Origin of the sequence: Mesorhizobium ciceri biovar biserrulae, from assembly GCF_001618845.1 — a bacterium.
GTDB classification, from domain to species: Bacteria; Pseudomonadota; Alphaproteobacteria; order Rhizobiales; family Rhizobiaceae; genus Mesorhizobium; species Mesorhizobium ciceri.
Genome location: NZ_CP015064.1, coordinates 2,951,720 through 2,974,761 on the forward strand (window position 1 = coordinate 2,951,720; position 23,042 = coordinate 2,974,761).

The 23,042-nt window shown below is 62.7% G+C and carries 19 protein-coding genes; 9 read left to right on the forward strand and 10 right to left on the reverse strand.

Going from position 1 to position 23,042, the window contains the following annotated elements; all coding sequences use genetic code 11:
* Positions 1 to 384: 384 nt before the first annotated feature.
* The 3 genes from kynU to A4R29_RS13620 all read right to left on the reverse strand — a co-directional run bounded on the left by kynU (position 385) and on the right by A4R29_RS13620 (position 4,168).
* Positions 385 to 1,632, reverse strand: coding sequence for a kynureninase (gene kynU / locus A4R29_RS13610; RefSeq protein ID WP_063172114.1), 1,248 nt, complete (start codon positions 1,630 to 1,632; stop codon positions 385 to 387).
* A 77-nt stretch (positions 1,633 to 1,709) separates the two neighbouring features.
* Positions 1,710 to 2,546, reverse strand: coding sequence for a tryptophan 2,3-dioxygenase (gene kynA, locus A4R29_RS13615; RefSeq protein WP_082827393.1), 837 nt, complete (start codon positions 2,544 to 2,546; stop codon positions 1,710 to 1,712).
* Complete coding sequence (locus A4R29_RS13620; protein WP_063172115.1) at positions 2,543 to 4,168, reverse strand: AMP-binding protein; 1,626 nt, start codon at positions 4,166 to 4,168, stop codon at positions 2,543 to 2,545. Before A4R29_RS13620 ends, kynA begins: the two co-directional genes overlap by 4 nt.
* Before the next feature lie 313 nt (positions 4,169 to 4,481).
* On the opposite strand from A4R29_RS13620, the gene A4R29_RS13625 reads away from it, so the two are divergent.
* The gene (locus tag A4R29_RS13625; protein ID WP_024503339.1) at positions 4,482 to 5,312 is read left to right on the forward strand and encodes an alpha/beta hydrolase; all 831 of its coding nucleotides are present in this window, start codon (positions 4,482 to 4,484) and stop codon (positions 5,310 to 5,312) included.
* A gap of 48 nt (positions 5,313 to 5,360) precedes the next feature.
* Here the strand turns inward: A4R29_RS13625 and A4R29_RS13630 are convergent, their stop codons facing one another.
* From A4R29_RS13630 to A4R29_RS13650, 5 genes are read right to left on the reverse strand one after another with little or no spacing between them, the layout of a single operon-like run.
* Complete coding sequence (locus A4R29_RS13630; RefSeq protein ID WP_063172116.1) at positions 5,361 to 6,566, reverse strand: molybdopterin molybdotransferase MoeA; 1,206 nt, start codon at positions 6,564 to 6,566, stop codon at positions 5,361 to 5,363.
* Complete coding sequence (gene moaC, locus A4R29_RS13635; protein ID WP_013531740.1) at positions 6,566 to 7,048, reverse strand: cyclic pyranopterin monophosphate synthase MoaC; 483 nt, start codon at positions 7,046 to 7,048, stop codon at positions 6,566 to 6,568. The genes A4R29_RS13630 and moaC overlap by 1 nt, the downstream gene beginning before the upstream one ends.
* Positions 7,049 to 7,050: 2 nt before the next feature.
* Positions 7,051 to 7,863 carry an indole-3-glycerol phosphate synthase TrpC gene (gene trpC / locus A4R29_RS13640; protein ID WP_063172117.1) on the reverse strand — a complete coding sequence of 271 codons (813 nt, stop codon included), beginning with the start codon at positions 7,861 to 7,863 and terminating at the stop codon, positions 7,051 to 7,053.
* Positions 7,864 to 7,866: 3 nt separating this feature from the next.
* Positions 7,867 to 8,877: an anthranilate phosphoribosyltransferase gene (gene trpD, locus A4R29_RS13645; RefSeq protein WP_013531738.1), complete on the reverse strand. Its 1,011-nt coding sequence runs from the start codon at positions 8,875 to 8,877 to the stop codon at positions 7,867 to 7,869.
* Positions 8,874 to 10,766 carry a SurA N-terminal domain-containing protein gene (locus A4R29_RS13650; protein WP_024503334.1) on the reverse strand — a complete coding sequence of 631 codons (1,893 nt, stop codon included), beginning with the start codon at positions 10,764 to 10,766 and terminating at the stop codon, positions 8,874 to 8,876. The genes trpD and A4R29_RS13650 overlap by 4 nt, the downstream gene beginning before the upstream one ends.
* Positions 10,767 to 10,911: 145 nt before the next feature.
* On the opposite strand from A4R29_RS13650, the gene tpiA reads away from it, so the two are divergent.
* From tpiA to A4R29_RS13675, 5 genes are all read left to right on the forward strand, one after another.
* Entirely contained in the window at positions 10,912 to 11,679 is a 768-nt protein-coding gene (gene tpiA / locus A4R29_RS13655; protein ID WP_063172118.1) for a triose-phosphate isomerase, read from the forward strand.
* Between the two features lie 170 nt (positions 11,680 to 11,849).
* Positions 11,850 to 12,320, forward strand: coding sequence for a preprotein translocase subunit SecG (secG, locus tag A4R29_RS13660; protein ID WP_013531735.1), 471 nt, complete (start codon positions 11,850 to 11,852; stop codon positions 12,318 to 12,320).
* A 209-nt stretch (positions 12,321 to 12,529) separates the two neighbouring features.
* The gene (locus A4R29_RS13665; protein ID WP_063172119.1) at positions 12,530 to 13,657 is read left to right on the forward strand and encodes a L,D-transpeptidase; all 1,128 of its coding nucleotides are present in this window, start codon (positions 12,530 to 12,532) and stop codon (positions 13,655 to 13,657) included.
* Positions 13,658 to 13,794: 137 nt separating this feature from the next.
* Positions 13,795 to 15,432 carry a CTP synthase gene (locus A4R29_RS13670; protein ID WP_013531733.1) on the forward strand — a complete coding sequence of 546 codons (1,638 nt, stop codon included), beginning with the start codon at positions 13,795 to 13,797 and terminating at the stop codon, positions 15,430 to 15,432.
* Between the two features lie 10 nt (positions 15,433 to 15,442).
* A complete protein-coding gene (locus A4R29_RS13675) occupies positions 15,443 to 15,979 on the forward strand; it encodes a DUF1697 domain-containing protein (protein WP_063172120.1) in 537 nt (178 codons plus the stop codon).
* A 38-nt stretch (positions 15,980 to 16,017) separates the two neighbouring features.
* Here the strand turns inward: A4R29_RS13675 and A4R29_RS13680 are convergent, their stop codons facing one another.
* Positions 16,018 to 17,475, reverse strand: a complete 1,458-nt coding sequence (locus tag A4R29_RS13680) for an NCS1 family nucleobase:cation symporter-1 (protein WP_027161571.1) — start codon at positions 17,473 to 17,475, stop codon at positions 16,018 to 16,020.
* A 239-nt stretch (positions 17,476 to 17,714) separates the two neighbouring features.
* Positions 17,715 to 18,617 carry a LysR substrate-binding domain-containing protein gene (locus tag A4R29_RS13685; RefSeq protein ID WP_024503328.1) on the reverse strand — a complete coding sequence of 301 codons (903 nt, stop codon included), beginning with the start codon at positions 18,615 to 18,617 and terminating at the stop codon, positions 17,715 to 17,717.
* 247 nt (positions 18,618 to 18,864) lie between these two features.
* Here A4R29_RS13685 and A4R29_RS13690 point away from each other — a divergent pair, with 247 nt between their 5' ends.
* Genes A4R29_RS13690 through A4R29_RS13700 form a run of 3 tightly spaced genes read left to right on the forward strand, consistent with a single transcriptional unit; the run spans position 18,865 to position 23,014 of the window.
* A complete protein-coding gene (locus A4R29_RS13690; RefSeq protein ID WP_063172121.1) occupies positions 18,865 to 20,376 on the forward strand; it encodes a leucyl aminopeptidase in 1,512 nt (503 codons plus the stop codon).
* 52 nt (positions 20,377 to 20,428) lie between these two features.
* Entirely contained in the window at positions 20,429 to 21,334 is a 906-nt protein-coding gene (locus tag A4R29_RS13695; RefSeq protein WP_063172122.1) for a proline iminopeptidase-family hydrolase, read from the forward strand.
* An 18-nt stretch (positions 21,335 to 21,352) separates the two neighbouring features.
* The gene (locus A4R29_RS13700; RefSeq protein WP_024503325.1) at positions 21,353 to 23,014 is read left to right on the forward strand and encodes an ABC transporter substrate-binding protein; all 1,662 of its coding nucleotides are present in this window, start codon (positions 21,353 to 21,355) and stop codon (positions 23,012 to 23,014) included.
* The last annotated feature ends 28 nt before the right edge of the window (positions 23,015 to 23,042 follow it).

Below are 23,042 nucleotides of genomic sequence, written 5' to 3' on the forward strand. Positions count from 1 at the left end.
GAATCGAAAAACAAACCCAGAACAAACACTATCTGTTCCAGTTGTGTTCTGCAACCGTTTAAAGTTTAATGAATTTGTTAAGGCTGCTGAAATTATTTGGCGCTTGCCAGCGGGTTACGATCGACGGGCGCCACCTTCGGCAATGCGCCTGCTCACATTGAAATTGTTATGGTTAATGACCTGTGGCTTATCCTCTACCAAAGCTTGGCATTATCTGTCGATCGACCTCGACAAGGGGCGATTGCAACCTTCGGGACGTTCGTTGGCCGTGAACGAAACGGAGCCAAAACGCCAACGTCAGTTGGGCATTTTGGCTGGAAATTCAGCTCTCCGTTATTTGCCAGGCAGTGAGGGCAGCGACGGCGGATCGCCGGGATCGGTGCGTCAGGTAACGGCTTCCTTGACGGCGAAACGCTGGTCCTTCCATGCACCCGTGCGCAGAATGTCTTCCAGAACCTCAACCGCCAGCCACACATCCTTGTAGCTGACATAGAGCGGCGTGAAGCCGAAACGGATGGTCGACGGTGCGCGGAAGTCACCGATCACCCCGCGCTCGATCAGCGCCCGCATGATTTGATAGCCGTGGACGTGAAGGAACGACACCTGGCTGCCGCGCCTGGTCGCGTCGCGGGTAGTCTCCAGCGCGAGACCGTAGGCGCCGCACTTGGCTTCGACGAGCTGGATGAACAGTTCTGTCTGCGCGACGCTCTTCTTTCGCAATGCCGCCATGTCGACGTCGCTCCAGATGGCAAGCGCGCCTTTGAGCGCCCGCATCGACAGGACCGGTTGCGTACCGCACAGAAAACGGCGGATGCCGGTGCCGGCAACATAACCCCGTTCGAAGGCAAAGGGCCGCGCATGGCCCCACCAGCCGCTGAGCGGCTGGCTGATATCGCCGTGGTGGCGCTGCGCGGCATAGATGAAGGCCGGCGCGCCCGGACCGCCGTTGAGGTACTTGTACGTGCAGCCGACAGCGAAATCGGCATTTGCCTGATCGAGCTCGACGGGCAGGGCGCCGGCGGTGTGGCAGAGATCCCAGACGATCAGCGCTCCGGCCGTATGAGCCCTGCGCGTCAGCGCCGCCATGTCGCGCAGTTCACCCGATTTGTAATTGACGTGGTTGACCAGCACCACCGCCACGTTTTCGTCGATCAGCTCTTCGATGGTCGGCGCGTCGACGCCCGCGAGGCGCAGCAGGACGCCATCCCGGGTCGAGGCCACGCCTTCGGCGATGTACAGGTCGGTGGGAAAACTGTCACCTTCGGCGACGATGGCTGACCGGCCGGGCCGCATCTCCATCGCTGCGTGCAGCACCTTGTAGATGTTGGTCGATGTCGTGTCGCAGACAACGGTCTGGCCGACCGCGGCTCCTATCAGGCGTCCGAGCTGGTCGCCGAGTTCGATCGGCATCTCGAACCATCCGGCCGTGTTCCAGGCTCGGATAAGATCTCGGGCCCATTCCTGCGTCGCCGCCTGCTGCAGCTCGCCGAAAACGGCATGAGATGCTGCCCCCAGTGAATTGCCGTCAAGATAGATCACCCCCTCCGGCAGAATGAAACGGTCGCGCATGGCCCGCAGCGGATCCGTGGCATCCATCGCTTCGACTGCGGCGAGATCAGGAATTCCACTCATGGTCAGTCCCCGGTTGTTCGCGAAGGGTTTCCGCCACAGAGCGTCCCTTCAGTGAGCCTGTTCTCATTTCGATGATGTCAGAGCCGGGTGCGGACCGTCCACAGCTCCGGAAACAGCACGACCTCGAGCATTTTCTTCAGATACGAAGCGCCCGACGTGCCGCCGGTGCCGCGCTTCAGACCGATGATTCGCTCCACCGTGGTGACGTGGTTGAAGCGCCAGCGGCGGAAATAATCCTCGAAGTCGACCAGCTTCTCGGCCAGTTCGTAGAACATCCAGTAGCGCTGCGGATCGCGGTAGATAGCCTGCCAGGCGACCAGGACCTCTTCATTCTCGGTTCGCGTCTCACGCCAGTCCGTGCGCCTGGCATCGGCACCGATGTCGAATCCGTGGCGCGCCAAAAGCAGCAGCGCTTCGTCGTAGAGCGATGGCTCGGCCAGGATGGCTTCCAGCTTTCCGCTGAGGTCAGGCCGATGCTTGTGAGGGCCGAGCATGGCCAGGTTGCGGTTGCCGGCCATGAACTCGATGGCGCGATACTGCCAGGACTGAAAACCCGAGGACTGGCCGAGCGCGTCGCGAAACTCGGTATATTCGCTGGGCGTCATCGTCCGCAGCACATCCCAGGCATTGTTCAGCTGCTCGAAGATGCGCGCGACTCGCGACAGCATCTTGAAGCTCGGCTCGAGCCGGTCGGCGCGGATCGAGCGGATCGCGGCGCCAATCTCGTGCAAAGCGAGCTTCATCCACAGTTCCGAGGTCTGGTGCTGGATGATGAACAGCATCTCGTCATGCGCCGACGACAGCGGCGTCTGCGCCTCCAGCACTTTCTCCAGGTGCAGATAGTCGCTGTACGACATGCGCTCGTTGAACGACATCTGTGCGCCTTCGGACGCCGGATCGTAGGGCTCGCTCAATTGACTTTCTCCGTGCGCAGCCGGAAGCGCTGGATCTTGCCGGTCTGGGTCTTGGGCAAAGCAGCAATGAATTTCACCGATCGCGGGTATTTGTAGGGCGCGATCGTCGCCTTGACATGGTCCTGCAGGCGCTTGGTGGTCAATGCGTCAGGCGCCGCGCCCTGCACCAGCACGACATGCGCCTCGACGATCTGGCCGCGCTCGGCGTCCTCGGCGCCGATCACCGCGCATTCGGCGACGTCGGGATGTGACAGAAGTGCGGCCTCGACCTCGGGGCCGGCAATGTTGTAGCCGGCGCTGATGATCATATCGTCGGAGCGCGCGGCGAAATGGAAGAAGCCGTCCTCGTCCTGCGTGAAGGTGTCGCCGGTGATGTTCCAGCCGTCGCGCACGTAGTCCTTCTGCCTGATATCGGCCATGTAGCGGCAGCCGGTCGGGCCGCGCACCGCCAGCCTGCCGGTCGCGCCGCGCGGTACTTCGCGCATCTCGTCGTCGACGATGCGCGCCTCGTAGCCGCCGACCGGCTTGCCGGTCGACGCGGGCTTCATGTCGCCAAAGCGGTTGGAGATGAAGATGTGCAGCATTTCGGTGGCGCCGATGCCGTCGAGGATCGGCTTGCCGGTCTTTTGCGTCCACTCTTCGAAAACCGGAGCGGGCAAGGTTTCGCCGGCTGAAACGGCAACCCGCAGCGAAGACAAATCGGCACCTTCATCCATGGCCTTCAGCATGGCGCGGTAGGCAGTCGGCGCGGTGAAGGAGATCGTGGCTTTGTAGGTCTCGATGATGTGGATCATGTTGGGTGGCGTCGCCTGCTCCAGCAGCGTCGCCGCCGCACCGAAGCGCAGGGGAAAAATAGCGAGCCCTCCAAGGCCGAAAGTGAAGGCCAGCGGCGGCGAGCCGACGAAGATGTCGTCCGGCGTCACCTCCAGGATTTCGCGGGCATAGGCGTCGGCGATGATCAGGAGGTCGCGGTGGAAATGCATCGTCGCCTTCGGCACGCCTGTCGTGCCCGAGGTGAAGCCGAGCAGCGCGACGTCGTCGCGGCCGGTGTTGACGGCGGTGAATGTCACCGGCTTGTCGAGAGCGGCACGATCGAGCTCGGCATCATGGTTGGCGGTGCCGTCGAAGCCTATGACCTGTTTGAGGAAGGCGCTGTCCTTGGCGCAGGCGGTCATCTCGTCCATCAGCCTGGTGTCGCAGAGCGCGACGGTGATTTCCGCCTTGTCGACGATCTTGGCCAGTTCGCCGGCGCGCAGCATAGGCATAGTGTTGACGACCACGGCGCCGACCTTGGTGGCAGCCAGCCAGCAGGCGACCATGGCGGGGTTGTTGGCCGAGCGGATCAGCACCCGGTTGCCGGGCTCGACGCCATAATTCCCGACCAGCGCGTGGGCGAGCCTGTTCGTCCAGTCCGACAGTTCCTTGTAGGTGCGGCGGCGGCCATTGCCGATCAGGGCTGTGCGGTCGCCGAGGCCCTTCTCGACCAGCCGGTCGGTAAGTTCGACACCGGCGTTGAGGCGTTCGGGATAGTCGAAGCCGTCGAGCAGTATATCGGGCCATTGCTCCGGCGGCGGCAGGTGATCGCGCGTGAACGTGTCGATATGCGCTGAAGGCCCAAGCATGTCGCCGCTCTCCCGTCTGCTGCCTGGCCAGTGCGCAATGCGCCTTGGCTGGATGTGGTGGATCCTAAGGTCCTGCTCTGAGGAGGCTTCGTGCTGCCCATCACGCCTGCTCGGAGATGCGCGCCGAAAGGGTGAACATCTGCAGGTGAGGGCAGCACAGCAGACCTCCCATTGTCGGCTGTTCGTGCGGGCAGGATCGCACCAGTCGAAATTTGTTTCAAGCCTAAAATGTTTTTGCCCTGGAGCATTGACGCATGGCGTGGCGCTGGCCATTGCTAGCGCAACAGCGATGCCGTTTTCGGGGAGGGCGCAGATGTTCGAACGTCACATCGTCGATTGGGATGATGCCTATGCCAACGGCGCGAACATTGCCGGCAGCGACCGTTGGCCAGCCGCCTGGGCCGAGCCAGCGGCAGCATTCCGTGATGCGCTCTCGGCAGAGAGCCGGGCACGGCTCGACATCGCCTATGGCGACGGGCCGCGCAATGGGCTCGATCTTTTCCTTCCCAAGGCCGCGCCCAAAGGACTGGTGGTGATTATCCATGGCGGTTACTGGCTGGAGACCGACAAGAGCTTGTGGTCGCATCTCGCCAATGGCGCGGTCGGCAGCGGCTTCGCCGTTGCGATGCCCTCCTACACGCTGTGCCCGGACATACGCATCGCAGGCATCGTCCGGGAGGTCGGGGCGGCGATTGGCAAGGCAGCGGCAATGGTTGACGGACCGCTGATGCTGACCGGACATTCGGCCGGCGGCCATCTCGCCACCCGGATGGTGACGACAACCACGCCTTTGGCGCCGGATGTGGCGCGGCGCATACGCCATGTCGTTTCGATTTCAGGTCTACACGATTTGCGTCCGCTCATGCGCACCGGCATGAACAAGGACCTGGCAATCGACGAAGAGGAGGCGCTGGCTGAAAGCCCAGCCCTGCTGCGCCCGATGGATGGCGCCCGCATCACCTGCTGGGCCGGCGGCGGTGAGCGCGCCGAGTTCCTGCGCCAGAATGCGTTGCTTGCCAACATCTGGACCGGCCTCGGCGCCACCACCAGCACCGTGGTCGAGCCCGACCGGCATCACTACGACATTGTCGACGGCCTTACCGATCCGGCGCATCCGCTGACGCAGAGCTTGATCTCCAGCTAGAGCCGAGATCACTTTCTCGTCTGTTATGAACGGCTTGCCTGGAATTCCTCAGCGCAGCATCAAAACGCTGCAAGCCTCGCCCGCGGCTGCTGCAGGGGCAAACGGCGCCCGCACGATCAGCCCGTTGGCGTCGGCCAGCATTCTCAGCATCGAGGAATCCTGAATGCCGAACGGCGTCGCCACCAGCGCGCCGTCATCTTCCCTGACCACGGCTCGGACATAGTCCTGGCGCAAATCATTGGCCGGCATTGCGGTACCCAGTCGCGCTGGGCGAATGTCCTGGCGATGGTTGCGGCCGCCGAGCCGCGCCAGCAGCGGCTTCAGGAACAGTTGCGAGCAGACCAGGCTTGCCACCGGGTTGCCGGGCAGGCCGATGCACCTGATATCGCCGAGGCGGCCGAACATCAGCGGCTTGCCGGGGCGCATGGCGATCTTCCAGAAGCCGAGCGTCATGCCTTCGCCGGTCAGCACATCGTGGATCAGGTCGTGATCGCCGACCGAGGCGCCACCAAGCGTCACGATGACATCCGCACCGGCCGCGACCGCTTTTTGCACCAGTTCGGCGATGGCCTCCTTGCGATCGGCGGCAATGCCGAGATCGAGCGCGCGGGCGCCGACCGAGTGTGCGGCGGCAGCGACGCCATAGGCATTGGACGAGATGATCTGGTCCGGGCCGAGATCACTGCCCGGCGGCAGCAATTCATCGCCGGTGGCGATGATGGCGACCAGCGGTCGTTTCACCACGTTGACCCGGGGATGGTTGGCCGATGCTGCCAGCGACAGTGCCGCCGGGTCGAGCAAACGGCCTCTTTCGAGCAGCATGTCGCCTGTTGAAAAATCGAGCCCGATGCGACGGATATTGCGCCATTGCGCCGTCGGCTCGGTCACTTCGATTTCGCCGCCGCCGAGGTCGCGGACATTCTCCTGGATGACGATGGTGTCGGCGCCTTCGGGCAGCGGAGCGCCGGTGAAGATACGCACCGCTTGTGCCTTGCCGATCCTACCGGCAAAACCACGTCCGGCCGGCGCCATGCCGATCACCGACAGCCTGGATGGGACCGACGTGACGTCGGCGGCGCGCGCCGCATAGCCGTCCATGGCGGAAGCATCGAAAGGCGGTTGGGTGCGGAGTGCCACGACCGGTTCCGCCAGAACACGATCCACCGCCTCGAACAGAGGAACGCTTTCGCCGGCTAGAGGTGCCGCACCATCGAGCAGGCGTTCAAGCGCCTCCGCGATAGGAACCAGCGCCATCAGGAGCTCGCCTTGTAGTCACCCGACTTGCCGCCGGTCTTTTCGACCAGGCGGATGCCGGTGATGACCATGGCGCGGTCTACTGCTTTGGCCATGTCGTAGATGGTCAGGCAGGCTACCGAAGCGGCCGTCAGCGCTTCCATCTCGACGCCCGTCTTGCCGGTGACGCGCGCCAGCGCGGTGACCTTCAGGCCCGGCAATGCATGGTCGGGCTCGATGTCGACGGAAACTTTGGTCAGCAGCAGCGGATGGCAGAGCGGGATCAGATCATGCGTCTTCTTCGCCGCCATGATGCCGGCAATGCGCGCGGTGCCGAGCACGTCGCCCTTCTTGGCGTTGCCGGCGAGGATCATCTTCAGCGTCTCGGGCTGCATCGCGACAAAGCCTTCGGCGATCGCCGTGCGCGTTGTTTCTTCCTTGTCGCCGACATCGACCATGTTGGCCTCGCCCTGCGCGCCGAGATGGGTCAGGCCTGATACCATCGTCAGATAGCCTCGGCCAAAGCCTTGCCTGTCAGAAGCAGGCGCGTCGCGGTGGTGACGTCCTGTTGCCGCATCAGGCTCTCGCCGACAAGAAAAGTGCCGATCTCGCTCTTTTGCAGCCTGAGGCAGTCGTCATGGGTGAAAATACCGCTCTCGCTGACCAGCAGGCGGCCGCCCGGCACCATGGGTGCCAGCCGCTCCGACGTTTTAAGGCTGGTTTCAAATGTTCTCAGATTGCGGTTGTTGATGCCGATCAGCCGCGACGACAGTTTTAGCGCGCGCAGCGTCTCGGCCTCATCATGCACCTCGATCAGCGCATCCATGCCGAGTTCGAATGCCGTTGCCTCAAGCTCGCTCGCCAGGGCGTCGTCGACGCTGGCCATGATGATCAGGATGGCATCCGCGCCCCAGGCGCGGGCTTCGTAGACCTGATAGGGATCGAACAGGAAATCCTTGCGCAGCGCCGGCAGCGCGACGGCGGCTCGCGCCCGGGTGAGAAATTCCGGCGCGCCCTGGAAGGACGGTGCGTCGGTCAGCACCGAAAGACAGGCAGCGCCACCCTTGGCATAGGCCTGCGCCAGCGCCGGCGGATCGAAATCGGCGCGGATCAGCCCCTTGGACGGGCTTGCCTTCTTGATCTCGGCAATCAGCGCAAAGGCGCCGGATTTGCGCTTTGCTTCGAGCGCGGCAAGAAAGCCGCGCGGTGCGTCTGCGTCCTTGGCTCGCGCCTTGATTTCGGCCAGCGGCACACGTGCCTTTGCCGCCGCGATCTCGTCGCGCTTGTAGGCCTCGATCTTGCGAAGAATGTCAGACACGTTTTATCCGTTCGAAATCTCGACCAGCCTGTCGAGCACTTGCAGGGCCCGGCCGCTGTCGATGGCTTGCGCGGCGAGCGCGATGCCGTCGGCAAGCGTCGTCGCCTTGCCCGCCACCACCAGGCCGGCGCCGGCATTCATCAGCACGGTGTCGCGATAGGCGCCGGCAGCGCCGCCCAGCATATCGCGCAAGGCTTTGGCATTGTAGTCCGCATCGCCGCCACGCAGTTCGTCCTTGCTGTGGCGCGGCAACCCAACCGCTTCAGGCGTCAGGGTGAAGCTGCGGATCTCGCCGCCGATCAGTTCGGCGACCTGCGTCTCGCCGGTGGTGGTGATCTCGTCATAGCCGTCGCCATGAGCAACCCAGGCATGCTCCGCACCCAGTGCCTTCAGCGTCTCGGCAACCGGCAGGATCCATTCCGGCAGGAACACACCGACCAGCTGCCGCTTGACGCCAGCTGGATTGGAGAGCGGCCCGAGCAGGTTGAAGATGGTGCGGGTGCCGAGTTCGACGCGGGTCGGGCCGACATGTTTCATCGCTGGATGGTGCGCTGGCGCGAACATGAAACCAACGCCAGCCTCGTGGATGCAGCGGCCGATGAATTCGGGCGAGATGTCGATCTTGACGCCGAGCGCAACCAGCACGTCGGCGGCTCCTGTCAGCGAGGACAGGCCACGATTGCCGTGCTTGGCAACCGGCACACCACTGCCGGCGATGACAAAGGCCGATCCCGTGGAAATATTGACGCTGTGGGAATTGTCCCCGCCGGTGCCGACGATATCGATGGCGCCGTCCGGCGCGTCGACTTGCAGCATCTTGGCCCGCATGGTGGCGACGGCGCCGGAAATCTCGCTCACCGTCTCGCCTCGCACGCGCAGCGCCATCAGGAAACCGCCGATCTGGCCGGGGGTCGCATCACCCGACATGATGATGTCGAAGGCCTCGCGCGCTTCCTCGAAGGAAAGCGCGCTACCGGTCGCGATCTTGGCGATATGGGTTTTCAGCGCGCTCATCTTGTCGAGGCTTGGGCGACGGCGGCCTGGTCGACGCGAACGTCGTACTGCGTCTGCAACTGCGCCACCAATTGGTCGAGCAGGTCGTCCGACATGCCGGAGGTGAAGGATTTCTGTGCGTCATCCGGCACCGAGCTGGCATCGGCCCCGGCGGGCTCGAACACTTCGGCGACCTTGTACAGTATCTGCCCGTCGCCGGTAGGCGAGGGGATCAGGCCGGTACCGCCTTCGCCGACTCCGAACATCGCTGCGGCACCTTCCTTGCCGAAATCGACGTCGTCAGCCTCGCGCTTGACACCGCGCTTGGTCTGCTTTTCCAGCTTCAGTTCGCTGGCAATGACATCGAGCGTTGCGCCGGCCTTGAGCCGCTTTTCCAGCTCGTCAGCCTTGGCGGCGAGCCGCTTGCTTGTTTCCGCCGCCGTCCAGTCGGCCACGACTTTCTGACGAACCTCATCCAGCGTGCGGTCGCGAGCCGGCGTGATGGACGCCACCTCATAGAAGACGAAGCCGTTGTCGGCTGTGGTCAAGGCATCGTTTTCCGTGTTGGGTTCGGCGTCGAAGACGGCTTTGATCAGCTCCGGCGATTGCGGCAGGTCCTTGACGATGCTTGCATCTGGCCGCAGTCCACTGCGATCGATGGCATCGATGGTGACGACCTTCAGCTTCAGCTTGGCCGCAGCGTCGGCCAGCGAACTGCCGGCGGCGCGGGTGTCATCGTAATTGTCGCGCACGTCCAGAAGGATGCGGCTTGCCTCGCCCAGCGCCAGATCCTTGCGGATCTGGTCGGACACCTCGGCCAGCGGCTTCACCACTTCGGGCTTGATCTCGGTGACACGCAGCAGCACCGGACCGAAGGCGCCCTGCACGACCTGGCTGACTTCATTGGCGTTAAGCGCGAAGGCGGCGTCGGCGACCGCCTTGTCGGCGATCTTGTCCTTGGCAAGCGTGCCGAGCAACGTGTCGGCCGGGGTCTTGCCTTCCGCCGTGACCAGCTTGTCGAAAGTGGCGCCTGCCTTGAGCGAATCGAACGCGGCCTTGGCCGCATCCGGCGTCTTGAACACGAGCTGCTCGATGGTACGCAATTCCGGCGTGGTGTAACGCGCCTTGTTCTTGTTGTAATCGTCGCTGACCTGTTGGTCGGTGACGGCGGTCGGATCCATGATGTCGACCGGCTCGAGGCGGACATAGGAGAATTTGCGGTATTCGGGTGCCGCATATGTCTTCTTGTTGGCTTCGAAATAGGCCGAAAGCACGCTATCGGATGGCGCCGCTATCGGCTCCACCAGTGCCTTGGGCAGCGTCAAATAGTCGATGGTGCGGTCTTCGCCGCGATAGAGCGCAACTGCCTTGAAGAAAGTGTCCGGAGCCTTGAGGCCGTCCGAGACCGCCTCGACAATCTGCTGGCGCACCGCCACCTGAGCACGGTTCTTCAAATAGTCCTCGGGTCGCATGCCAATCTGCTGCAGCATATATTCGAACGTTCTGCGATCGAACTGGCCGCCCGGGCCTTTGAAGGCCGGGTCTTCGCGTGTCAGCTCGGCCAGCCGATCCTTGGAAAGTCCGAGGCCCAGCTTGCGGGCCTGTTCATCGAGAACGGCACCCGAGACGAGCTGCGCCAGCACCTGGTTATCGACACCGAGCGCCTTTGCCTGTTCGTGGCTGAGACGTTGGCCGAACTGCTGCGACATGACGGCGAGCTGGCGATCATAGGCGAGACGGTATTCGTTGATCGACACTTTGGTGCCGCCAGCGGTTATCACCGAATCATGGCCGGCCAAACCGCCCATCAGCCGTCCGGAAACGCCCCAGACCAAAAAGCTGAGCACCAGCAGCACCAACAGCCCCTTCGCGACCCAGGTGCCTGCCGCGCTTCTCAATATACCAAGCATTTTTACTTCCGATTTATGCGCATTTTCGCATGCGCCGAGTCTGAAACAAGCGCAATAGCGCCCTTCCGGCCCACTGTCGATTGCTTTGTGGCCTGATTTTGGTAGTGAGGGCCAGAGCCCCGATATCATCCGGAGAAGCAAACCCATGACGCCAGGAATTCGCCCGCTCGTCGCCGGCAACTGGAAAATGAACGGCACCAGCGCCTCCCTCAACGAGCTCAGGATGATCGGCAACGGCTTCATGAGTGGGCTTGACGCGGAGACCGAAGCGCTGGTTTGCGTTCCCGCAACCCTGCTTGCCCACGCCGCCGAGATCCTGTCGCGCACGCCGGTGCATGCCGGCGGCGAAGATTGCCACACCAAGGAGAGCGGCGCCTACACCGGCTGCATCTCGGCGGAAATGCTCAGGGATGCCGGTGCGAGCCATGTCATCGTCGGCCATTCCGAATGCCGCGAGCAACGCGGCGAGGATGACGCCACTGTCCAGGCCAAGGCATCCGCCGCATGGCGTGCCGGGCTTGTTGCCATCATTTGCGTCGGCGAAACGCATGAGCAGCGTGAAGCGGGCGCCACGCTGGACGTGCTGTCGCGGCAGGTCGAGGGCTCGGTCTCGCCAAGCGCCACCCCGTCCAACACCATCATTGCCTATGAGCCGGTATGGGCGATCGGCACCGGCCTGACGCCGACGGCGGCCGACGTCGCTGCGGCACACGCACATATCCGCGAAAAGCTGTCGGAAAAGCTCGGCGGCGTCGCGGCGAAGGTGCGCATTCTCTATGGCGGCTCGGTCAAGCCCTCCAACGCGGTCGAACTGCTCGGCGTCAGGAATGTCGACGGCGCGCTGGTTGGCGGCGCCAGCCTGAAAGCGGCGGACTTTCTCGGCATCGCCGAGGCCTATCGCAATATTGCTTGAAGACATTTTCCCCGCCGGACAGGGCTTCCGGTGCACGAAATCGTTGCAAAGGACGGGTTGCTTCCCATATTCCGGCCACGGGCTTGGAAATGCCGTCAAAGCATTGTATGGAGCCGCCTCCAATTCACCGGTCGTGTCCGCGGCCGGGCAAGGCCTTGCCAGGATAAACTATGGAAACCGTACTGATCGTCATCCATCTCATGGTCGTGCTCGCCCTTGTCGGCGTGGTGCTGCTGCAGCGTTCCGAAGGCGGTGGCCTCGGCATCGGTGGCGGGTCCGGCTTCATGACCGCGCGTGGTGCGGCCAATGCGCTGACGCGTGCGACGGCGATCCTGGCGGCTGCCTTCTTCGCCACCTCCTTGACCCTGTCGATCGTCGCTCGCTACGGCGAAAAGCCGATCGATATCCTGGACCGCGTGCCGGCGACCTCGGACGGCGCCGGCAAAGGCGTGCTCAACCAGTTGCCTGGAACCACAACTCCGGCGCCCGCGGGCACCACCACGCCGACGCCGCCTTCCGGCAACGATGCTTCGGCTCCTGCGACTGCCCCGGCCACTGCGCCTGCCGCCGGCTCGACGCCGCCGGCGACCAACGGCACGGCTCCCGCCGCACCGGCGACCCCGCAGGTTCCAAACCAGTAGTCCTCGGTGCCTGAACGGCGATCTGTGGTCGTTTGAACACAGTCGCGGCAAATGCAGCGGGATCACGAAGATTCGACGGGGTGAGGCATGGCCCCACGCTTGAGGCGGCCGCGCTTATTCGACTATAGATTGCACGCGGCATTTCCGGCGCCCTTGGGGGGCGCTGGGCGACGCCGTGGCAACAAGCATAGAACGATCGGATCTTCGCCATGCAGCTTCGCAGCTTCATTTTCCTGGGACTTTGCGCCGCACTCGGCCTGAGTTCCCCCGCTTTCGCAGGCGTTCCGGCCAATATGGCCGCACAGCCTTCGGCTGAAACAACTTCTGCCATCAACATCGCCGTCAAGAGTGATGCGTCGCAATTGAAGCTTCTCAAGAAGAAGAAAAACCCGACGCCCGACGACCTCGCCCAGATCAAGAAGATCGAGGCCAAGATCGTTGCCGACAAGGAAGCCGCCAAAGCCAAGGCGCTCGAAGCCAGGAAGCTGGCAATGCGCGAGGCGGCAAAGGCCAAGGCCGACGCGGAACGGCAGGCGTTCCTTGCCAAGAAGGGCAAGAGCGCGCCGGCAACCGAGGTGGCCGATGCCAAGCCGGCCAGGAAGCAGGCTGCCAAGATCATCGAGCCTATCGAACCGATAGCGCCGATCCAGTCGGCCGAGCCGCTTCCGGCGGAGGCCATGAACGTCGCCCTGACCGGCAACAATGGCGAACTGCGCAGCGAAGTCATCGGCCAGAAGAAGCCGAGCGGCGGCGGCCTGTTCGCCGGCCTTTTCGGCGGGACGTCGTCCGGCTCCTCGATAAGCTATCTTCCCGAGACGCGGGCTCTCGATCAGGCTCTCGCCAAGAGGGAGGCCAAGAAGCAGTTCAAGGTGAAGCCGGAATTCGTGCCGCAGGACGTGGAATTCACTGGTTACGATGCCGGCACCATCGTCATCGACACCAGCGCGCGGCGCCTTTACCTCGTCGAATCATCTTCCACCGCGCGGCGCTACGCCATTGCGGTCGGTCGCGAAGGCCTGCAGTTCAAGGGCACGGTCGCGGTCGGTGACAAGCAGGAATGGCCGCGCTGGATCCCGACGCTGGACATGCAGAAGCGCGAGCCGAAGCATTACGGCCAGTATAAGGACGGCATGCCTGGCGGTGGCCAGAATCCGCTCGGCGCCCGCGCCATCTATCTCTATGACGGCAAGAAGGACACGCATCTGCGCATCCACGGCACCATCGCGCCGCAGTCGATCGGAACCAGCGCCTCTAATGGCTGCTTCCGCATGATCAACGAGCACGTCATGGACCTCTACAGCCGCGTCAGGGTTGGCACCAAGGTCGTCATCATCTGACGTTTTCGTCATCCTGCCGAAAGGGCCGGCTCAGCCGGCCCTTTTGTTTTGCCCTGTTCACGATCCGAGCGCCTTCTTGGGAAAAAACCTTCGCGGTGGTTTTTTCTCTGGCGGAATCAATCCGGCCGCGTTAAGCGATGACTCCCATGGCGCGATATGTATTCATCACAGGCGGCGTGGTTTCCTCACTTGGAAAAGGCATTGCCGCAGCGGCCCTTGGGGCTCTCCTGCAGGCGCGAGGCTATCGCGCACGCATCAAAAAACTCGATCCCTATCTCAATGTCGATCCGGGGACGATGTCGCCGTACCAGCATGGCGAGGTTTTCGTCACCGACGATGGTGCGGAAACCGATCTTGATCTTGGCCATTACGAGCGCTTCACAGGCCGCTCCGCCAACCAGCAGGACAACATCACCACCGGCCGCATCTACAAGAACATCATCGAGCGCGAGCGGCGCGGCGACTATCTCGGCGCCACCGTGCAGGTCATCCCCCACGTCACCGACGAGATCAAGAATTTCGTCCTCAACGGCAATGACGACTATGATTTCGTGCTGTGCGAGATCGGCGGCACGGTCGGCGACATCGAGGCGATGCCGTTCCTGGAGGCTATACGCCAGCTCGGCAACGACTTGCCGCGCAACAATGCCGTCTACGTGCATCTGACGCTGATGCCCTATATCCCGACGGCCGGTGAGCTGAAGACCAAGCCGACTCAGCATTCGGTCAAGGAACTGCGCGGCATCGGCATCGCGCCCGACATCCTGCTGGTCCGCGCCGACCGCGCTATCCCCAAGGAAGAGCGCAGAAAACTGTCGCTGTTCTGCAATGTGCGCGAAAGTGCCGTGATCCAGGCGCTCGACGTGCCGCATATCTACGACGTGCCGATGGCCTATCACAAGGAAGGGCTCGATTCGGAAGTCCTGGCCGCCTTCGGCATCGATCCGGCGCCGAAGCCGCGTATGGAGCCGTGGCAGGCGGTGTCCAACCGCATCCACAATCCGGAAGGCGAGGTGACCATCGCCGTTGTCGGCAAATATACCGGCCTCAAGGACGCCTACAAATCGCTGATCGAGGCGCTGTCGCATGGCGGCCTGGCCAATCACGTCAAGGTCAAGCTCGACTGGATCGAATCGGAGATCTTCGAAAAGGAGGATCCGACGCCGTGGCTGGAAAAGGTGCATGGCATCCTGGTTCCCGGCGGCTTTGGCGAGCGCGGCTCGGAAGGCAAGATCCTGGCGGCGAAGTTCGCGCGTGAGCGAAAAGTGCCGTATTTCGGCATCTGCTTCGGCATGCAGATGGCCTGCATCGAGGCGGCGCGGTCGCTGGCCGGCGTCGAGCATGCGTCTTCGACCGAGTTTGGTCCGACCGAGGAGCCGGTCGTCGGCCTGATGACCGAATGGCTGAAAGGCAACATGCTGGAGAAGCGCCGCGAAACCGGCGACCTCGGCGGCACGATGCGGCTCGGCGCCTATCAGGCCGAGCTCGCCAAGGGTTCCAAGATCGCCGAAATCTATGGCGACACGCAGATTTCCGAGCGCCATCGCCACCGCTACGAGGTCAATGTCGACTACAAGGAGCGGCTTGAGGATTGCGGCCTGGTGTTTGCCGGCATGTCGCCCGACGGCGTGCTGCCGGAAACAGTCGAGTATCCCGACCATCCCTGGTTCATCGGCGTGCAGTATCATCCGGAACTGAAAAGCCGGCCGCTCGACCCGCATCCGCTGTTCGCCAGTTTCATCGAGGCGGCGGTGGAGCAGAGCCGGCTGGTGTAGCCGGTCGGCCATGCAGACCTATGTCGCGCTGCTTTACAGCATCATTCTGGGCGAGGGCCGCCGGGTCGTCATGGCCGACCTCAAGGCCATGGCGGAAGATTTCGGGCTGAAGAACCCGCGAACCCTGGTGGCGACCGGAAATCTGGTCTTCGAGGCGCCGGCAACTGATATTGCCGACCTTGAACAGCGGCTGGAGGCAGCCTTCGAAAAAACCTTCGGCCGCCATGTCGACATCATCGTGCGTGGTGCCGAGGACTGGCTGAAGTTTGCCGCCGGCAATCCGTTCCCGGCCGATTCGGCCAAAGCAGGCGATCAGGTGGCCGTACGGGTGATGCGCAAGCCTGCGCCCGTGGAGGCCGTGACGGGGCTCCAGGCCTATGCCGGCGAGGATGAAAAAGTGACTTCGGTCGGCGGCGACATCTGGGTCGTCTTTTCGCGCGAGAGGCCAAGCTCGCGGCTGCTTGCGGCGATGAATCACAAGCGCATGGGCACGGGCACGTCGCGCAACTGGAACACGGTGCGCAGATTGGCCGAGATGCTCGGGTAGGTTTTGGGGCGGCTCTCGCCGCCCCAAAATTCACCTTGTCAGGCCTTCGCGGTCCTGGCGCCGGCGCCCAAGGCGGCGGTGCGCAGCACGTAGTAGATGATGCCGGCGATCGCCACGCCGAAGAACCAGCCATAGACACCCCACCAGGACGGCAGCCAGTTGGTGAAGTTGGGCAGGATCGACGAGAAGATGGCGCCGATGCCGGCGGCGATGAAGGCGTTGACGTGCCAGCCGCCCTGGAAGCGGAATTCGCCATCTTCGCGATAAAGCGCCTCGACGTCGACCTCACCCTTCCGGATCAGGTAGTAGTCGACCATCATCACCCCGAAGATCGGCCCCATCGTCGCGCCGATGATGTTGACGAAGGAAGCCGCACTGCCTTCCCATGGCGCGAAGGGATAGAGCAGCAGGGCGATCACGGCCGCGATATAGCCGCCCTTCTTGAAGTCGATCTGCCTGGGAAAGACATTGGAGAAGTCGAAGGCCGGCGAGACGAAGTTCGCCACCACGTTGATGCCAAGCGTCGCAACTGCAAAGGTCAGGGCAGCAAGCGCCGCCAGGAACCAGCTGTCGAATTTCGCCGAGATCTGGTCGGGATGCAGCAGCACCTCGCCATAGACGTCAAAGGCGGCAATGGTGGTGACGCCGGCGACCAGCGAGAACAGGATGAGGTTGATCGGCAGGCCCCAGATGTTGCCCTTGCGCAGCGATGCCTTGTCCGGCGCGTAACGGGCGAAATCGCAGAAGTTGAGATAGAGCGCCGAGAAATAGGTGACCCAGATCGCCGCCACCGCAAACAGCGAGGTCCAGGAGCCAGGCGTACCCGGCACGCCAGCATCCTTGGTCTTGTCCAGCAGCACGTCCATGGGGATGTCGCTGGTGAAGGCAAATCGTCCGGATTTGACACAGAGATAGATCGCCAGGATCAGCATCATCACCCAGACAGCGGGGCCGGCCCAGTCCTGGAATCGGCGGACCGTTTCCATGCCGTTCTGGATGATCAGCAATTGCAGCCCCCAGATGACCACGAAGCAGATCACCTCCAGGCCGGTATGACCGAGGAAGTGCGTGCTGGCGTTGAAATCGGCGAACCATTGCGTGCGGATCAGCAGCGCCACGATCGCGCCCGAGGCGGCGGCAGTCTGCGCGCCGTACCAGAAGCAGGCGACGATGGCGCGCACCAGCGCCGGTATGTTGGCGCCCCAGATGCCGAAAGAGGCGCGGGCAAGCACGGGGTAGGGCACGCCCGTCTTCACGCCGGCATAGCCGACCATGTTCATCAGCGCGTAGATGATCAGCGAGCCGATGCCTATGGCGATGATGAAATTGACGAAGCCGCCGCAGAACAGGAACAGACTGGCGGCAAGATAGTAGCCCCAAAGGCTGTGGACGTCCGACGTCCAGACGTTGAAGATCGAGAATGGTCCCCAGTTTCGAACTTTGGCCGGAGCCAGATCCTCGTTGTACAGATCAGGTGAAGCACCCTGTATCGTCATGGCAATGTTCCCCTTTTTCAGCACGCGCCCTCACGCGTTGGCCGCGTGCAGGTTAAGCCTGCCGCAGGGGAACCGACAAGCAACCTATTTGCCGGCTTTGGCCTTAAAGATATTCAATGAGAACTGCGATTATCGATGCACGGCGATGGTGGGTCATCGCTGAACCACGGATGAGTCGAGGTTCGACGCGGGGATTCCAATCTGAAGCGGTGGCTCCCGACATCTTCGGTTGGGGGCATCTAAGCGATTGCCATCACCTGCTTGTGGTCCGCGACTTCGGCGAGCAGCCAATCCTGAAACAGACCGGTGCCTGGCTTGTTGCCGATGCTGCGACGCTGATGCAGGTAAATGCCGGCCGGATAGGTGTGGCGGGCACGGAACGGCGCGACCAGCTTGCCTTGCTGCAGAAAATCTTGCGCCATCATCGTGTCCGCAAGCGCTATTCCGGCGCCATTGATCGCTTCGCGCATGATCAAGGTGCAATCATCCAGTGTTGTGCTGGATTTTGGCGTCGTTTCCAGAACGCCTTCCTGCTCCAGCCAACGCTTCCATCTCATGGTTTCGCATTCATGGATCAGATGATGATTGACCAGATCGGCCGGCGATCGCAGCGGCACAGGCCCCTCCAGAAGCGAAGGCGCACAGACCGGCGTCAAAAGCAGCGGGATCAGCAGCGTCAGAGCCGGGCCGGCCTTGTAGACGAACTCGTCGACAATGGCCAAATCGAAGTTGGCGCGCTTGCCTGAAGTGGAGATCTCCAGATCCACCGACGGATGCAACCGGCGAAAGTTCGGCAACCGGTCCGCCAGCCAAAGGTTCAGAACGGTGGGCACGCACAAGACCCGGACACGTTGGATCTTGCCGTGGCGCGACCCCTCGGAGAGGCTGACGTCATCGGTGGCGCGCCAGATCGCTTCGAACGCCTCCGAGAGGCTGCGCGCATAGTAGGAGCCCCTTATGGTTGGCGTTATCTGGCGAAAACCGCGTTCGAACAGGTCTTGGCCAAGATTTCGTTCAAGCGCGCGGATGTGCCGGCTGACAGCCGAGGGTGTCAGATGCAGTTCTTCCGCCGCGTCCTTGACGCTGCCAAGGCGAGCGGCGGCCTCGAAAGCGCGCATGCCATTGAGTGAGGGAAGGGCCATTGGCCGATCATGAATTGTGAGTTGAGTTTTTGTCAATCGACATGGGCGGAATTCGCGTTTGATCGCCTGCCCTGTTAGGGGATACCCAGACGACAAGAGCAATTAAGTCGTCTCAAGAAAGCGACCATTTGGGGACCGGCATTATACCACGAACGGCGGAGACCGGCTTGACCAGTCTCCACCGGGGTGAGCGAAGCGTTGCTCGCTACCCGGCTGGTATTGCCGCAATCGGAGAGAGCGCCAGCCTATGCCTCAATCGCCAGCGCCGGTTTTCGAGACCGCGGACGAGATTTCCGCCGCCTCCGTCGTCGTGATCTTGCAAACTGCCCAAACAGGCTTCGGCCCGCGGGCGTCCACCCTGGATGCCGAGATGGGCGGGATTCTCTCTCGTGCATGCTCCGACCCGGCCGCCTTGATCGAATCCGGCAGCTGCATCGATCTTATTGCCCCGCAGTCCGTATCAACCAAGCGCGTGGTCATTCTAGCTCTGGGCAAAGCTGAAGCCGTAACCACCCTGTCACTGGCGCGCGCCGGCGGTCTGCTTGCCGCGCATCTCGAGGGCAAGGGGGAATGCGCGCCCACCCTGGTCCTGGACCCGATCGCCGGCGTTGACCTGCCCGGCGCCGAAATCCTGGCGCGTGTCGCGCTTGGCATGCGGCTGCGCCGCTATCGTTTCGACATGCGCAACCGGCGGCAAGGGGCGGGAGCGGATAGAACCTTGCGGGTGAAACTGGTAGGGGCTCGCGGCCCGGATCTGACAGCGGCGCTGGCGCGGATCAATGCCATCGCCGACGGCGTCGAATATGCACGCACCCTGGTCAACCTGCCGCCGAACCACCTCCATCCCGACAATTTCCACGATCATCTTGAGCCCCTGCGTGAAGCCGGCATCGACATCGAAATGCTTGATGCCGCGCAACTGAAGGAGCTCGGCATGAACGCGCTTCTTGCTGTCGGATCGGGCTCGGCGCGCCCGCCGCGGGTCGCTGTCCTGCGCTACCGGGGCAAGGGTGCTCCCGCCCAACCACTCGCTTTCGTCGGCAAGGGCGTCTGCTTCGATTCGGGCGGCCTCTGCATCAAGGGCGGAGCGCAGATGTTCGACATGAAAGCCGACATGGGCGGGGCGGCCGCTGTGGTCGGCCTGCTGATCGCGCTCGCCCGGCAAGGCAGCCCGGTACACGTTGTCGGTGTTCTCGGCATCGCGGAGAACATGCCATCCGGCACGGCGCTCAAACCGCGCGACATCATCACGACGGCGTCCGGACAGACAGTGGAAGTGTTCGACACGGATGCGGAGGGACGCCTGCTTCTGGCCGACTGCCTCCACTATGCAGCCACGCGCTTCAACCCTTTAGTGATCGTCGATCTGGCAACGCTGACCTATTCGGTGACGCGTGGGTTGGGGTCGATATTCGCCGGCCTGTTCAGCACCGACGATGCCATCGCGTCACAGATGATCGCGGCCGGAGAAACGGTCGGCGAGCGGTTCTGGCGGCTGCCGCTCGACCGGGCCTACGACGAGGGCCTGCAATCGCCGTTCGCGGACCTGCGGCATCATGCCAAGGATATGGAAGATGGCGATGCTCCTTATGCCGCAGCCTTCCTGCGCCATTTCACGGAAGATCGCCCCTGGGTGCATCTTGACATCGCCAGCAAGGAACTGACCGACACCGATCGGCCGCTCGGCAGGCAAGGTGCCACGGCATTTGGCGTGCAGATGCTGGAAGAGTGGGTGCAGGTCACCCGTAACATGAGTTAGGCGCCTGCCGCCACGGACGATAAAAGTACCTTCAATCGCACTGGGAATTGGGATGTCATCTGAGATCATCGGCATGGAAGGACGGGCCGCTTTCGGCGCCTACGAGACCTGGTATCGGGTCAGTGGCGAACTCGGCGGCGAAAAGGCGCCTGTGGTGATCCTGCATGGCGGCCCGGGCGTCGCCCACAATTATGTCGATGCCTACAAGCTTCTTGCGCGAAGGGATCGCGCCATCATCCACTACGACCAGTTGGGCTGCGGCAATTCCACCTTGCTGCCTGAGAAAGGCGCCGATTTCTGGACACCCCGGCTTTTCATCGACGAGCTTGAAAACCTGGTTGATCATCTCGGCATTCGGGCGGGCTTCCACGTCCTCGGCCAGAGCTGGGGCGGTATGCTGGGCGCCGAATATGCCGTGACGCGGCCGCAAGGCCTGAAATCGCTGACCATAGCCAACTCACCGGCGTCCATGGAACTGTGGGTCGAAGAGGCCAACCGGTTGCGTGCGGATCTGCCCGCGGATGTGCAGGAGACACTGACCCGGCACGAACAGGCCGGCACGACGGACGATGCGGCGTACCAGGCTGCCACGATGGTGTTCTACGAGCGGCATGTCTGCCGGGTCGTGCCTTTCCCGCCCGAAGTCACGGAAAGTTTCGCCCAGGTCGTGCGCAATCCGACCGTCTATAATCTGATGAATGGGCCAAACGAGTTCCATGTCATCGGAACGCTGAGGAACTGGAGCATCGTCGAGCGCCTGCCGGCCATCGATGTTCCCACACTGATCATCTCCGGACGTCACGACGAGGCCACGCCCGCGACCGTGCAGCCCTACAAGGACGGCATCAAGGGGTCTCGCTGGGAGATATTCGAGCATTCCAGCCACATGCCGCATGTCGAAGAGCAAGATGCGTGCATGCGGGTGGTGGGAGACTTCCTGGACCACAACGATAACTGAAAAAAGGGGAATCAAGACATGAAGAAACTGCTTCTGGCGGCAACAGCCGCGGCATTGCTGGCCGGTACATGGCTGGCCCCGGCACAGGCCGAATATCTCAAGGAGCACCGAGGCGGCACCATCCGCCTGCTGGCCCGCTCCGCGGCGGGAACGCTCGATCCGCACATCAATTACACGGACCAGGGCTGGCAGATGTACCAGCCGATCTATGACGGCCTGGTGGCCTTCCGCAAGGCCGAGGGCATGGACGGTTTCACCATCGTCCCCGATCTGGCCGAGGCCCTGCCGCAGGTCAGCAATGACGGCAAGACCTTCACCTTCAAGCTGCGCAAGGGCATCAAGTTCTCCAGCGGCCAGGATCTTGGCGTGAAGGACGTCGTCGCTTCTTTCCAGCGCATCTTCAAGGTTTCCGGACCCACCTCCGGCACGTTCTATGCCGGCATCGTCGGGGCCGACAAATGCCTGGCCGACACCAAGAGCTGCACGCTGGAAGGCGGCGTTGTCGGCGACGAAGCGGCCGGCACCATCACCATCAACATCACCAAGCCGGATGCCGAGCTGCTCTACAAGCTTGCCTTGCCGCATGCCGTGGTCCTGCCGGCGGACACGCCCGCTGAAGACATGGGTTCCAAGCCCATTCCCAGCACCGGCGCGTACATGATCTCCGCCTTCGACCCGAACAAGGGCATGACGGTTTCCCGCAACCCCAATTTCAAGCAGTGGAGCGAAGAAGCCCAGCCGGACGGCTATCCGGATGTCGTCCAATATGATTTCGGCCTGTCCGAAGAGGCAGCCGTCACCGCGATCCAGAACGGCGAAGCGGACTGGATGTTCGACGCTCTGCCGAGCGATCGCCTGGGCGAACTGGGCAGCAAGTCCATGGACCAGCTGCACATCTCGCCGCTTTCGGCTTGGTGGTACGCGCCGCTGAACAACCGTCTCGCACCCTTCGACAATGAAAAAGCCCGCCAGGCCGTTGCCTATGCGATCGATCGCAACACGCTGGTCAAGCTGTTCGGCGGCAAGGTGCTGGCTTCGCCGGTCTGCCAGGTCCTGCCTCCGGACTTCCCCGGCCATGAAGACTATTGCCCCTTCACCAAGAATCCGGGCGCCAAATGGTCGGCCCCCGACCTCGACAAGGCAAAGCAGCTCGTCGAGGACTCCGGCACCAAGGGCCAGAAGGTGACGATCATCGTCGAGGACACCGCCATTTCGCGCTCCATCGGCGTCTATCTGCAGAGCGTGCTGACCAGCATCGGCTATGTCGCCGACGTCAAGCCGATCTCGTCGAACATCCAGTTCACCTACATCCAGAACACCAACAACAAGGTGCAGATGTCCGTCACCCAGTGGTACAAGGACTATCCGGCGGCTTCGGACTTCCTGAACATCCTGTTCAGCTGCGCCTCTTTCCGCGAAGGTTCGGACGCCTCGATCAACATCGCCGGCTTCTGCGACAAGGAAATCGACGCCAAGATGCAAAAGGCATTGGACCTCGGCGTCACCGATCAGAAAGCCGCCGATAAAATGTGGGCTGAAATCGACAGGCAAGTCACCGACAAGGCACCTGCGGTCGGCCTCTTCACGCCGAAGCGGCTCGACTTCGTCAGCAAACGTCTTGGCAATTTCAAGTTCAACCGGCAGTTCAACTGGATGATCACCCAATCCTGGGTACAGTAATGGCCTGGGTGCAGTAACGAACCGCGGA